At 61.8% G+C, this 12,513-nt stretch carries 13 protein-coding genes; 7 read left to right on the top strand and 6 right to left on the bottom strand.

Features of this window, described 5'->3' with window-relative positions; all coding sequences use genetic code 11:
* Window positions 1-95: 95 nt before the first annotated feature.
* Window positions 96-1,169, top strand: coding sequence for a VIT1/CCC1 family protein (locus FFI94_RS28055; protein WP_138870698.1), 1,074 nt, complete (start codon window positions 96-98; stop codon window positions 1,167-1,169).
* Between the two features lie 49 nt (window positions 1,170-1,218).
* Here the strand turns inward: FFI94_RS28055 and FFI94_RS28050 are convergent, their stop codons facing one another.
* Window positions 1,219-2,874 carry an FAD-binding dehydrogenase gene (locus FFI94_RS28050; protein ID WP_138870697.1) on the bottom strand — a complete coding sequence of 552 codons (1,656 nt, stop codon included), beginning with the start codon at window positions 2,872-2,874 and terminating at the stop codon, window positions 1,219-1,221.
* Window positions 2,871-3,530 (bottom strand): TetR/AcrR family transcriptional regulator, encoded by a 660-nt coding sequence (locus tag FFI94_RS28045; RefSeq protein WP_138870696.1) that lies wholly within the window; start codon window positions 3,528-3,530, stop codon window positions 2,871-2,873. Before FFI94_RS28045 ends, FFI94_RS28050 begins: the two co-directional genes overlap by 4 nt.
* Window positions 3,531-3,779: 249 nt before the next feature.
* Here FFI94_RS28045 and FFI94_RS28040 point away from each other — a divergent pair, with 249 nt between their 5' ends.
* The 3 genes from FFI94_RS28040 (at window position 3,780) to FFI94_RS28030 (ending at window position 6,266) form a co-directional block, all read left to right on the top strand.
* Entirely contained in the window at window positions 3,780-4,910 is a 1,131-nt protein-coding gene (locus FFI94_RS28040) for an LLM class flavin-dependent oxidoreductase (protein WP_138870695.1), read from the top strand.
* Window positions 4,911-5,039: 129 nt separating this feature from the next.
* Window positions 5,040-5,549 (top strand): hypothetical protein, encoded by a 510-nt coding sequence (locus FFI94_RS28035; RefSeq protein WP_138870694.1) that lies wholly within the window; start codon window positions 5,040-5,042, stop codon window positions 5,547-5,549.
* 12 nt (window positions 5,550-5,561) lie between these two features.
* Window positions 5,562-6,266 (top strand): hypothetical protein, encoded by a 705-nt coding sequence (locus FFI94_RS28030; RefSeq protein WP_138870693.1) that lies wholly within the window; start codon window positions 5,562-5,564, stop codon window positions 6,264-6,266.
* Between the two features lie 5 nt (window positions 6,267-6,271).
* Here the strand turns inward: FFI94_RS28030 and FFI94_RS28025 are convergent, their stop codons facing one another.
* On the bottom strand, window positions 6,272-6,787 hold the full coding sequence (locus FFI94_RS28025) for a CGNR zinc finger domain-containing protein (protein WP_138870692.1): 516 nt from the start codon (window positions 6,785-6,787) through the stop codon (window positions 6,272-6,274).
* 264 nt (window positions 6,788-7,051) lie between these two features.
* On the opposite strand from FFI94_RS28025, the gene FFI94_RS28020 reads away from it, so the two are divergent.
* Window positions 7,052-7,549, top strand: coding sequence for a hypothetical protein (locus tag FFI94_RS28020; RefSeq protein WP_138870691.1), 498 nt, complete (start codon window positions 7,052-7,054; stop codon window positions 7,547-7,549).
* Here FFI94_RS28020 and FFI94_RS28015 read toward each other — a convergent pair.
* Window positions 7,544-8,599: a hypothetical protein gene (locus FFI94_RS28015; RefSeq protein ID WP_138870690.1), complete on the bottom strand. Its 1,056-nt coding sequence runs from the start codon at window positions 8,597-8,599 to the stop codon at window positions 7,544-7,546. The two genes, FFI94_RS28020 and FFI94_RS28015, sit on opposite strands and share 6 nt — an antisense overlap.
* A 103-nt stretch (window positions 8,600-8,702) precedes the next feature.
* Here FFI94_RS28015 and FFI94_RS28010 point away from each other — a divergent pair, with 103 nt between their 5' ends.
* Window positions 8,703-9,890 (top strand): ATP-binding protein, encoded by a 1,188-nt coding sequence (locus FFI94_RS28010; protein WP_138873464.1) that lies wholly within the window; start codon window positions 8,703-8,705, stop codon window positions 9,888-9,890.
* Entirely contained in the window at window positions 9,887-10,606 is a 720-nt protein-coding gene (locus FFI94_RS28005; protein WP_138870689.1) for a M50 family metallopeptidase, read from the top strand. Before FFI94_RS28010 ends, FFI94_RS28005 begins: the two co-directional genes overlap by 4 nt.
* 59 nt (window positions 10,607-10,665) lie before the next feature.
* On the opposite strand, the gene FFI94_RS28000 is transcribed toward FFI94_RS28005, so the two are convergent.
* Together FFI94_RS28000 and FFI94_RS27995 are read right to left on the bottom strand one after the other, a co-directional pair.
* Complete coding sequence (locus FFI94_RS28000) at window positions 10,666-11,673, bottom strand: NAD(P)H-dependent glycerol-3-phosphate dehydrogenase (RefSeq protein WP_138870688.1); 1,008 nt, start codon at window positions 11,671-11,673, stop codon at window positions 10,666-10,668.
* A gap of 97 nt (window positions 11,674-11,770) precedes the next feature.
* Window positions 11,771-12,487, bottom strand: coding sequence for a FadR/GntR family transcriptional regulator (locus FFI94_RS27995; RefSeq protein WP_138870687.1), 717 nt, complete (start codon window positions 12,485-12,487; stop codon window positions 11,771-11,773).
* Window positions 12,488-12,513: the final 26 nt, after the last annotated feature.

The raw sequence follows: 12,513 nt of genomic DNA, 5'->3' as shown, positions 1-12,513 counted from the left end.
GACATGTGTGTCCGGTATATCCGAATCTGGGCTGGGATGTGCGGGAATGCGGCAAGTGAGTGCGCTACTTCACCCGACGAACGTGAGGAGATTCGATGCCGACAGTTCCGGACGCGAGGCCTGATCCTGACCCTCGAGACATCAAGCGTTGGCGACGCTATCTTGCCGACGAAAGGGCCGAAGCCGCCGTGTATCGCGACCTCGCGGGTCGGCGGACCGGAGAGGAACGCGAGATCCTCCTTGCACTCGCCGAAGCGGAGGGTCGGCATGAAGCGCACTGGCGCGCCCTCCTCGGCGAACATGTCGGTAAGCCGATGCCCGGCGACATACGCACTCGTATCCTCGGGTTCCTCGCCCGCCGATTCGGTTCGGTCTTCGTTCTTGCGCTTGCTCAACGCGCGGAGACCAGATCGCCTTACCCGAACGACGCCGATGCAACTGCCTCGATGGGTGCCGACGAAAAGATTCACGAGGAAGTGGTGCGCGCGCTGGCGACTCGAGGGCGCAATCGGCTGTCGGGGACCTTCCGTGCGGCTGTGTTCGGCGCAAACGACGGTCTGGTGAGTAACTTGGCCCTGGTTCTCGGTATCAGTGGCAGCGGCGTCTCGAATCAGATCGTGTTGCTTACCGGTATGGCCGGATTACTTGCTGGCGCACTGTCGATGGGCGCCGGTGAATACGTTTCGGTCCGCTCGCAACGTGAATTGTTGGAGGCATCCACTCCGGGGGCCGACGCGCGCGACGCCGTCGGATTGCTCGACGTCGACGCCAACGAGTTGGCTCTGGTGTACCGGGCCCGCGGCATGACGGCAGAAGAAGCCGAAGTGAGAGCGGCGGACGTACTGAAGCACAACAACTTCGGTACGACGGAAGTCGAAGACACCCACGAGTCTGTCGGCACCGGATTGGGTGCTGCGGCCGCCAGTTTCTGTTTCTTTGCCTCCGGCGCAATCATTCCCGTGTTGCCTTACCTGTTCGGGCTGGAAGGTGTGACGGCGCTGATCGTGGCTTCGGTTCTGGTGGGTATTGCCCTGCTGAGCACCGGCATTGTCGTGGGACTGCTCTCCGGCGGTCCGCCTTTCAAGCGGGCTCTACGCCAACTCGCGATCGGTTACGGCGCTGCGGCGGCAACGTATCTACTCGGAATGCTGTTCGGGACATCGCTGTAGAGCACCGGCTCCGAGACCGTACGATCTCGGAGCCGGTGTAATAGGTTCGCTACAGGTCTCGCGCCAGCGCGCGGCCCGCCGCGCGGCCCGAGAAGATGCAACCGCCGAGGAAGGTTCCCTCCAGAGCGCTGTACCCGTGGACACCGCCGCCGCCGAAGCCGGCAACCTCGCCCGCTGCGTAAAGCCCGTCGAAGACGCTGCCGTCGGCCTTGATGACCTGCGAATCCAGATTGGTTTCCAAGCCGCCGAGGGTCTTTCGAGTGAGCAGGTGCAACCGGACTGCGATCAGGGGGCCGTTCTTCGGGTCCAGAATCTTGTGCGGCGCAACAACGCGCACGATTTTGTCGGCCAGCAGATTACGGGCACCGTGGATAGCGGTGACCTGGAAATCCTTGCTGTACTTGTTGTCCACCTCGCGGTCGCGGGCGATCATTTCGCGCTCGATGTCCTCGAAATCGAGTAGCGGTGTATCCGTCAGGGCATTCATGCCGTCGACCAGATCGCGAAGGTTGTTGCGCACCACGAAGTCCGCGCCCTTCTGTTTGAAGGCTTCGACGGGGCCGGGTGCACCCTTCTTGATGCGTTCGAGGAGGAGCTTGAAATCACGATTGGTGAAGTCCGGATTCTGTTCCGAACCGGAGAGCGCAAATTCCTTCTCGATGATTTTCTGATCGAGAATGAACCACGTGTACTCGTGACCGCTGTCGAGGATGTACTTGAAGGTTCCCATCGTGTCGAAACCGGGAAAGTTGGGCACCGGTAGACGTTTTCCGGTGGCATCGAACCACATCGACGACGGGCCGGGGATGATGCGGATTCCGTGGTTCGGCCAGATGGGGTTCCAGTTCTGGATTCCTTCTGTGTAGTGCCACATACGGTCGCGGTTGACGATGTTGCCGCCGGCCGACTCGGTGATCTCGAGCATGCGGCCGTCGACGTGGGCAGGTACGCCGGTGAGCATGTGATCGGGAGCCTTGCCGAGGCGCTCGGGCCAATTCTTCTTCACCAGTTCGTAATTGCCGCCGATGCCGCCGGAGGTGACAACAACTGCCTGCGCGGCGAATTCGAATTCGCCGACCGGGGTACGGGAACTCTCTACTCCACGAAGGGTGTTCGAAGGTTCGAGAACGGTACCCCGAACGCCGGTGACAGCACCGTCGGTGACGACCAGTTGGTCTACCTGATGGCGGTGCTTGAACGTGACCAGTCCGCGTTTCTGGGCGGCAATGACCTTGGTCAGGAAGACATCGAGGACTCCGGGGCCAGTTCCCCAGGTGAGATGGAATCGGGGGACTGAGTTACCGTGCCCGAGAGCCATTCCGCGTCCGCGTTCGGCCCAGCCGACGTTGGGCATCAGACGAAGCCCCAGATCGTGCAGGTACTGGCGCTTGTCGCCGGCCGCGAATTCGACGTACGCCTTGGCCCATTGGCGGGGCCAGTGGTCTTCGCGATCACGGTCGAAGGCCGCGGTACCCATCCAGTCCTGCATGGCGAGGTCGAGCGAGTCCTTGATGCCGAGTCGGCGTTGTTCCGGACTGTTGACAAGGAACAGTCCGCCGAGTGACCAGAACGCCTGAGCGCCGAGGTTGGCTGCATTTTCCTGTTCCACGACAAGGACTTTGCGTCCTGCCCGGGTCAGTTCGTACGTGGCGACGAGGCCGGCAAGTCCGGCCCCGACAACGATGACGTCAGCATGTTCGCTCATGAGAACTCCTCTGATGATGGGTGGGGCGGGATTGGTTCGGTGTAGGACAGCAGGATTCGAGTAAAGATGTCTCGGCGAAGGGCAAACGCAGCGTCGGTGTCGGGATCGACGAGGCACTGGACGCTGGTGCCGTCGTGAACGGCGACGAGAGCGCGGCCCACTGCGGTCGGGTCTCCCACGATGCGCCGTCCGACGTCGCCGAGTGCGGACTCCACCAGGGGAAGCAGGGTGTGGAGTATCGCGTCTTCGCGGTCGGCCAATGCGGTTCGCAGTGCGTCGTTGCGGAGTGCGTGCGCTGTGAACTCGGCATTGATCCGATACCACTGGGGGTCAACCGGGACCACGGAAACAATGCGTGCGACGACGGCAGTCATGTCGAGCGACTCGGTGGTGATTGCGGCAGTGGCAGACCTCAGATCGGAGAGCATCGCCGCAGACCGTTGTTCCCACATGGCAAAGAACAGTTGATCGAGGGAGTCGAAGTTGGAGTAGAAGGCGCCACGTGAGTATCCGCCTCGTTCGCAGATCTGCTCGACGGTTGCGTGCCCGAATCCCTGGTCGCCAAAAACATCGGCTGCGGCGTCGAGCAGTCGCTGCCGCGTTTGACCTCGACGTTTTGTGACACGTTTCGCGGGGGAGGTGTCTACATCCGTCATCCGTACCTCCTTGATGCTGGTTTCCCAAACGATACATTGATGTATCCGATGCGGTGGCGTATCGGAAAATTTGCGTATGTCCGGAATTTCTATTTATATCTAGAAAATTTGGAAGATTAGCGAATACTGCTATGTGCGCCGTGGCAGAAGGTAATAATCCTCGTGATTTCAACCCTGTTGTCAGGGGCATTCGAACGGTCTAATGAAGTGTTTGCCCCTGTCTGTTGAAGTCGATCCGAAGGAACTGCCATGTCCTTGCGTTTCCATTGGTACTTGCCCACTTATGGCGATTCCCGCAATCTGATGGCCGGTGGCCACGGCAGCGGCATGTCCGGAGATCGACCGGCAACGCTGAAGTACCTCAACCAGATCGGCGCAGCGGCTGAGGCCAACGGCTTCGAGGCTGTCCTCACTCCCACGGGAGCCTGGTGCGAGGATGCCTGGCTGACGACGGCGATGATGATCGACACCACCGAAACCCTCAAGTTCCTCGTCGCCCTGCGGCCCGGCCTGACGAGTCCGACGTTGGCCGCTCAGATGGCAGCAACGTTCCAGTGGCAATCCGGCGGACGGTTGCTCCTGAACGTCGTGACCGGCGGCGAGGACTACGAGCAGCGGACGTTCGGCGACTTCCTGGACAAGAATCAGCGCTACGCGCGTTGTGGCGAGTACCTCGACGTCGTCCGTCAGCTGTGGGCAGGCAACGGTCCGGTCGATTTTTCCGGCGAGTACGTCAGCGTGGAAAATGCTGAGCTGCACCGCCTTCCGGACCCGGTTCCGCCCATCTTCTTCGGCGGATCGTCACCGGCCGCGGGAACCGTCGCTTCGCGTTTTGCCGACACCTATCTCACCTGGGGCGAAACGCCTTCTGCGGTTGCCGCGAAAATTGCGTGGATCAGGGACTTGGCGGAGATTCAGGGACGGCGGCTCGACTACGGAATTCGCTTGCACGTCATCAGTCGTGACACGAGTGAAGAAGCCTGGGCCGAGGCCGATCGCCTGCTCGGCGCGCTGGATCCCGCGACAGTGGAACGTGCGCAAGCGAACCTTGCGCGGTCGAATTCCGAGGGCCAACGCCTGATGAACGAATTGCACGGCGGTGGATCCGCATACCGAGAAGGTATCGGTGCTCGATCGCTGGAAATTGCGCCAAACCTGTGGACGGGAGTCGGATTGGTGCGCGGTGGCGCGGGTACCGCCCTGGTCGGCTCACACGAAGAAGTTGCGGACAGGATCGCGGAGTACGCGGCAATCGGGTTGGACCACTTCATCTTGTCTGGCTATCCGCATCTCGAGGAGACCTACCAGTTCGGCGAGGGAGTTCGTCCCATCCTCGAGCGTCGTGGTCTGGTTCGGGGTGGAGCGACGACTCGGGTGTAACCCCGGGGTAGGACATTGGTCCTGAGTCTTCCTTCGTTGGTTGCAACTTCGGCGATTCGAACGACCCCGGCAGTGCGGGTGGTTCTACCCTGTGCTGATTGTCGTGGAACGTGATCGAGAGGGAAGTCAATGCTGACGCAGGGGCGAAGTGCAGTTCGTCGAGTGGTCGGGGCCGTCGCAGTTGGAGCAGCAGCGGTCGGCGGCGCGGTACTGATCAACCCGGCAGTCGCGTCGGCGGCAACCGCCGCACCCGACGTGTCGTACTCGGTTGCCGGCAACGATCTGACATTGACGGTGCGCAACACAAACACGTCACTGACGTCGTGGTGCCAGGCGTTCGTGTTGAATGTGGCGGACGCGGCGGCGGTTGCCGAGAACCCCGACAAGCTACTCGATCCGAATGTTGTTGTTTACCCCGATGTTTCGAATCCATCCTCGCTGTGGGGTGTCGGTGTGGGAGGTACCGCCACCACGACCGCGCCTCTTCCGGACGGTACGTACGCCGTCATTGGTGGATGCATCGACATCCTCGACGGAAGTGGACTCACCCCGACGGTCGGCACTCCCACAGTGGTTGTCGTCGGCGGTCCCCTCAGTGGCATCAATACCGGTAGTCTCACAGGACTATTCGGCAGCTGATCGGGGACGATGATGGCCACACGTGGATTCACCAGGATTCTCGGCGGAATTGCACTGGCGTCCGCTGCCGCGATCGGAATGGCATTCCTGACGCCGGCAACTGCGTCGGCGGAGCGGGTTGTGTTACCGCCCCCGCTTTCGGTGAGTGTGTCCGGGAACAGCATCACGTTCACCATCAAGAATCCGAATCCGCGACTGAGTCTGATCAACTGCACGCCGGCGATTGTCGATATAAAGAATCTGCCTGCCGTCATCAGTGACCCGGCGTCGTTGCTCGATCCCGGTGTCCTTGTCTATCCCCAGGTTACGAACATCGGCGATCTGTTCGGAGTCCTTCCACAGCGAGAGCTGACCAAGACCGTCACGGATATCCCCAACGGTGTCTACGCGGTTGTCGGTGCCTGCGTGTTCATTCCGAGTCTCATACCGCCGATCACAACACTTCCGGCGATAAGCTTGCCCGAGGTGGTTGTTGTCGGTGGATTCTTCGAGGGCCTGGGAACGGGAAGTGTCTCAGGTTCTTTGGAGGGTCTCGGATTCGAGAGTCTCAACGATCTGATCGATGCGTGGGAGAGGATCTCGACCGGTAGTAGCTCGGGTAGTGGCAACGGCAGCACCGTCAATACCGGCAGCAACAGCGAGAGCCTCGGTACCAATCTCGGGAGCTTCGACTTTCAAGGTGGTTCGGGCATCGATGTAGTAGTACCTACCTCGTAGCGAATTCAGTTTCGCGCGCGATGGCGTCGTACCGCGTCTCGATTCGAACAGGTGGGGGAGCAGTACCGTTGCCTGCCGTTGCGTGAGGTGTCTGCGTAGATATTGGTGCACTCGTCGAGGGAGCATCGCCCAAGGCGGTGCATTCCGCGGCCCACGAGGTGTAGCGCCGTCCCCACCGAGAACAGGGCTTTCAAGACCTCGGCAAGCGACTGCTGCGGATCGCGGTAATGCAGATGCCAGCCGTCGCCCGCGTGATTGGTCATGCGTGGGTAGGCCGACGCTTGCTCCAACATGACGTTCACAAGTTCGGCGCGGCCCTCCTCGTCGGTGAGGTCGACGATTTTCGACCACTCGGTCAGAAGGTCGAGAGTTTCGCCCAGGTCTTTCTCGGCGATGGGGAAATCGAGAATGATACCCGCGTCGACGCAGCGTTCGACGAGTTCGTCGAGTGTCCGGGGATGGCGATTGGCCAGGTCGGCAGCCAAAGTCACCGCATATTCTCCGTAAGGGTTGAGATGCATAATGCCATTACATCATGGTTGTCGTATGAAGAAAACAGAACTTGCCAGCGTCCAGTGCATCCACCGGTGGGAAATCGAATCGCGTCATCGGACCAGCGAAGGGACTGTCACCTACCTGCGCTGCCACTGCGGGTCGTGGCAAACCCTGCTCACCGAATGGATGTCGGGGGGTACTGGCTCAGCCATATCGGCACCGACAAAGGCGCGGTCCAGGCCGCGATCGAATGCGCCGGTTAGTCGGCGCGTTCGGGTTAGTGTGCCGACATGGGCTTCTCGTTGACCTTCATGCGCATCAAGCAGGACGAGCAGGTTGATGCCGACCGCGGCGGCGTCGCCGACTTCCTCGAACGGCGTGGCCTGCAACTCGTTGCGGGCCGGTACGGAGGAGAGATCTTCGATCTCGACGGCAACCCTCTGAGCTTCGACGGTCGTTTCTCTGACCTGTACCTCGACCCACTGGACAAGAGTGATCCTTTGAGTGGCGGTATCTTTCATGCCAGCCTTACCGGTGCAGAGTGCGAGTTCATCTACGAACTGTGTGTCGCTGCCGGTTTTATGATCGTCAACCCCTCTGGTGATCCGACGTTTCTTGTGCCGCAGCGCAACCACGCGCCCGAAGATCTTCCGGAACTCGACGACGTGGCTTGGGTGGAGAGCGCCGCCGAACTTTTACAGGCCCTCACCGGGAGCTTCGACGAGTTCCGCGCGTATCGGAATAAAGTGCTCTCGCAGTACCCAGATCCCGGCAGAAAGCGCCTATAGCGTCAAAATCCAAGTGTCGCTGCCTCCGTCGAGGTGCCAATCCTGTCGCGGGCCATCCCATTCGCGTGCGACATCCGTGAGCCAGATGGTGGTGTCGGGGTCCCATCCGCCCATGACTGTGGCGGTCTCGGCGTCGACGTGAAGTACCCGCGTCGCGCTGCTGAGATAACCCAAAACCGTGAGGTGCACGGCGTCCCACTCATTCGCGACACGCTCCCAATCGGGGATGACCCACCGACCGTCGCGGCCGGTGGTCTGGAACCACACATGTCGGCGGGATGCGGTGACCTCAAGCGGATACTCACTGCATAGCAAGATCCAGTCCTCGTCCGAACGAACCTCGAACGTCCGCCCGGCCCCACGGACCGGTATCGCGATCGCTTGCTTCCACCCGAAGCCGTCTTCCTCGAGGCCCAACCCGGCAGGAAGTCGACCGACAGTCTTGATAAGTCCGAGGGGAATTGACCACCATGTTCCGCCCCAACTGGCGTTGGGGTCACGTGGGCGTTCCCGCGCGGCGCGTTCTTCTTCGGCGCGTTCCTTGGCTGCCCACTGGCGCAGTGTTTGTCGCGGATATTTCGGTAGTGGTGGCCAGGCATTGGCCGATCGCCAGTCGATGGCCCACTGCTCGGTCCGGCGAGACTCCTTGAACCACTCCATGATCGGGGACGTCGCAATTCGTTCGGCAATGTCGGCGAGGGCTGATCGGATGATCGGGTGGCCCGCGAGCAAGTCAGCACCGTCCGGTTCCTGCCAGTACATGGCAGAGTTCACCGATCGTCCCAGAGCGGTCAGTATCTGCGTGGTGTCGAGGCCGGACAGATCGAGCGACGCAAGGGCCGCGGAGAGTTGCTCCAGCAATGAGACAGGGAAGGGTTCGGCGTCGTCCACCCATGGCGCGGGAACGAGAATCCCCTCACTTGTTTTCTCGACACCGTGGGAGAGCCGGAAGATTGCGCTAGCAATGTCCGGTTCCAACTCCCTGGCAAGTTCGAGGCACAAACGTCGCCCTCGTGGCCCTTCCAGGATCGATTCCACATGTGGGGTCATCTGGCTACCTTTGCATCGCGTCGATATTGCGCTTACTAGTTCTCTCTAGGACACGCCCTAGATGACGGCATATTCGGCTAGTCGACTTGTACCGTCGATGGGCATGGACCCCGTACGCAATCCATATGCACCTGGCGCCGGCCAACGGCCGCCGGAACTGGCCGGTCGAGACAAGCAGATAGACGCGTTCGACGTCGTGCTCGAGCGCATCGCACGCGGACGACCCGAACGCAGTGTTGTCCTGACCGGACTCCGCGGTGTGGGGAAGACCGTACTGCTGAACCAGCTCCGATCGGCGGCAATCTCGAAGAGTTGGGGGACGGGCAAGATCGAGGCTCGCCCTGATCAAGATCTACGACGCCCACTGTCGTCCGCCCTGCACATGGCTGTTCGGGAGATCGCTGTCTCGCATCGCGATCCCGAGCGGGTCGAGCAGTTTCTCGGTGTCCTGAAATCGTTTGCGCTCCGGGCGACCGCAGACAAGGGGATGCGTGAGCGGTGGCAGCCCGGAATAGACGCGCCGGCGTTGAAGGGGCGGGCCGACAGTGGCGACATCGAAATCGACTTGGTCGAACTGCTGATGGATGCGTCGTCGCTGGCGCGGGACGTCGGTGTCGGTATCGCGATTTTCATCGACGAAATGCAGGACCTCGGTGCGGCGGATGTTTCGGCGATCTGTGGCGCTTGCCACGAATTGAGTCAGGATGCAGCGCCTTTGATCGTGGTGGGAGCGGGCCTTCCGCACCTGCCTGCGGTGCTGTCCGCGTCGAAAAGCTACTCGGAGCGGCTGTTCAGCTACCACCGGATCGATCGACTCGAACGCGGTGCAGCGGACCAGGCGTTGATCGCACCCGCCGCGCGTGAGGACGTCGAGTTCACGGACGCAGCACTCGACGCTCTGTACGACGCGGCGGACGGCTATCCGTATTTTGTTCAGGCCTACGGCAAAGCCACGTGGGATGTGGCCGCATCGAGTCCGATTACGAAAGATGATGTGCGGGTGGGTGCTCCGACAGCTGAAGAGGAATTGGCGGTCGGGTTCTTCGGATCACGTTATGAGAGAGCAACTCCGGCAGAGCGGGAGTACATGCGTGCCATGGCAGACCTGTCCGGTGACGATGGGCCGGTGGCGACGGCAGCGATCGCGGTGGAACTCGGACGCAAGCCCGCGTCGTTGTCGCCGGCGCGTGACGGACTGATCAAGAAAGGCCTGATCTACTCCGCGGAGCGCGGGTCGATCGGATTCACGGTGCCGCACTTCGGCCGCTACTTGCGTGGGCAGGCAGAGTGAACGCCCTCGAGACGGCCTGGGATCGGGTTACGGCGATCAGTCCTGCTCCGCAAACCTGGGTGGTTCCGCTGGCCGCACTTGTTGCTGTGGTGATTGTCCTCGAACCACACCTGTGGCGGGTTGCCCGCAACGTCGTGACCATCGCGCACGAGGGCGCTCACCTGATTGTTGCCGTCCTGGTCGGTCGACGGTTGAAAGGTCTTCGGCTGCACTCGGATACGTCGGGGGTTGCTATCTCGTCGGGTAAACCGACCGGATTCGGCGTCGTCGTGATGACGTTCGCGGGCTATGTGGGTCCGTCGATTCTCGGACTGGGAGCGGCCGCCTTGCTGGGTGCGCAACGGGCCGTGTTGGTGCTGTGGATCGGACTGTTTGTTGTTGCGGTCATGATGGTGTTGATCCGCAATCTCTACGGAGTGTTCTCGCTTGCCGTTGTCGGGGCAGCGCTGTTTGCTCTCGTGTGGTGGGGAACGGCGGAACTGCAGGTGGCCGCCGCATACTTCTTGACGCTCTTCCTGCTGTTTGCCGGACCTCGCCCTGTTGTGGAACTGCAGCGTCAGCGCAGTCGCCGCGGCGGAGCGCCGGATTCCGACGCCGATCAACTGGCCAGACTCTCGCCGATACCCGCGATCGTGTGGGTTGGCTTGTTCTTCGTGGTGAACGTGGGAGTGCTGGCTGTCGGCGGTTGGTGGATCCTGCGCCCAGTGGGTGCTTGAGCGTCGATTGAACTATCTACAGGTATCTAGCTAGTGAGCTAGATACCTGTAGATATTCATCACGCGATGTCTTCCTCGTCGCCTGCGGCTACCTTCTGCAGGCCTCGGTAAGCGTCGTTGGCACTCTGGCGACCGGCGATGACCGCCTCGACCTCCGCCGCAATCGGCATGTCCACGCCGTACTCACGGGCCAGAGCCATGACCGTCGGCGCAGTCTTCACACCCTCGGCTACCTGACCCAGCTTCTCGACGGCTTCCTCGACCGTCAGTCCCTGCGCGAGCGCTTCGCCCACTCGGCGGTTGCGGGAGGTGGGAGCCATGCAGGTGGCAATCAAATCGCCGACACCGGTCAAGCCGGCAAATGTTCGCGGATTGGCGCCCATCGCTTCGCCCATCCGGGTCATCTCTGCGAGTCCACGAGCCAACACCATGGCGCGGGTGTTGTCGCCGACGCCCAGACCGTCAGCCATCCCGGACGCAATCGCGACGATGTTCTTGAGGACGCCGCCGAGTTCGCACCCCAGAACGTCGGTGTTGCGGTAGACGCGGAACACCGACGAGGCAAAGAGCGGCTGCAGTGCTGCAGCAACGCGGTCGTCCTGCGTCGCGACGACGGAGGCGGCGGCCATGCCGTCGACAATCTCCTTGGCGATATTGGGTCCGGCCAGAAGCCCGACGGGATGGCCGGGCAGGCACTCGGCGATCACTTCGGTGGGTCGCTGGCGAGTTCCGGGTTCCAGGCCCTTGGCGAGGGACAGGATCGGGACCCACGCGCGAACCTCGTTGGAGATCTCGGTAAGTGTGGAACGTACGGCATGCGACGGAACGCCACAGACCAGGACGTCGGCCTCACGTGCCGCCTGGACCAGGTCGGATGTCGCTTTCAGGTCTTTCGGAAGCCTGCGCTCACCGAGGTACCTGCTGTTGGTGCGCTGCGAGTTGATCTCGTCAGCGGTGTCCGCACTGCGTGCCCACAACAAAGTGGGTGTGTTGCGGGCGGCCAGCCCGGCAACGGTGGTTCCCCAGGATCCCGCGCCGAGTACAACGACGCGTACCGGGCGGGCCATCAGAGTGCGCTCTCGGGCGTGGCGAGTGATGTCATGGTTCCAAGCGTTCCACTTGCGGAGCGGTTGCGGAGCAAATCAGCAGAGTCTGTGGCTCGAACTACAGCGGCGGAGAGGCGCGCATGGTTTCGACGGCCTCGGCGGACTCCGCGACTATCGATCGCATCGCGGCTTCAGCGGCCTCGGCGTCACCGGACTGAATTGCCGACGCGACCACTCCGTGCAGGTGAATCGCTTCCGGATCGGCTTCGTGGGGCATCAGTGAGTGGCGAGTTCGACCCTCGAGGATCTCGACGACGATCTGCGACATCGCGCGCAACATCGGGTTTCCGGACGCGGCGAGCAGAGTGCGATGAAAGTCCGAATCGTGCCCCAGATAGGCGTCGGTATCGGCGGAGCGTGCGGTAGCTGACATCCCGATTACAGCCGCAGTGAGCGCGCCGCACTGCTGCGGAGTGGCTCGGGTCGCAGCCAAACGGGCGGCCAGCGGTTCGATCCCTGAGCGTAGTTCGCTGAGGATCGACAGTTGCTCGAACCGGCCGGGGCCGGCCAACTGCCAACGGATGACATGGGGATCGAGAGCATTCCAATGCTCCGATCCGAGGATCGTGATTCCGACCCGTCGACGCACCGAGGCGAGGCCGAGTGATTCGAGTACTCGCACGACTTCCCGGATGACCGTGCGGGACACGTCGTAGCGGGTGGCGACCTCATCCGCGGAGATGGTGGTGCCCGGTCCGAGGGTGCCACTGACGATGTCTTGACCCAGTTGTTCCAGCATCGAGTCGTGCAGTTGCTGAAACGGAGGTGTGGCCATGCGTAGATCGTCCCATGTGTATGGAT

Source organism: Rhodococcus sp. KBS0724, from assembly GCF_005938745.2.
GTDB lineage: Bacteria > Actinomycetota > Actinomycetes > Mycobacteriales > Mycobacteriaceae > Rhodococcus_F.
Note: the sequence above shows the minus strand (reverse complement) of the source record. Positions and strands in the feature narration are given on the sequence as shown.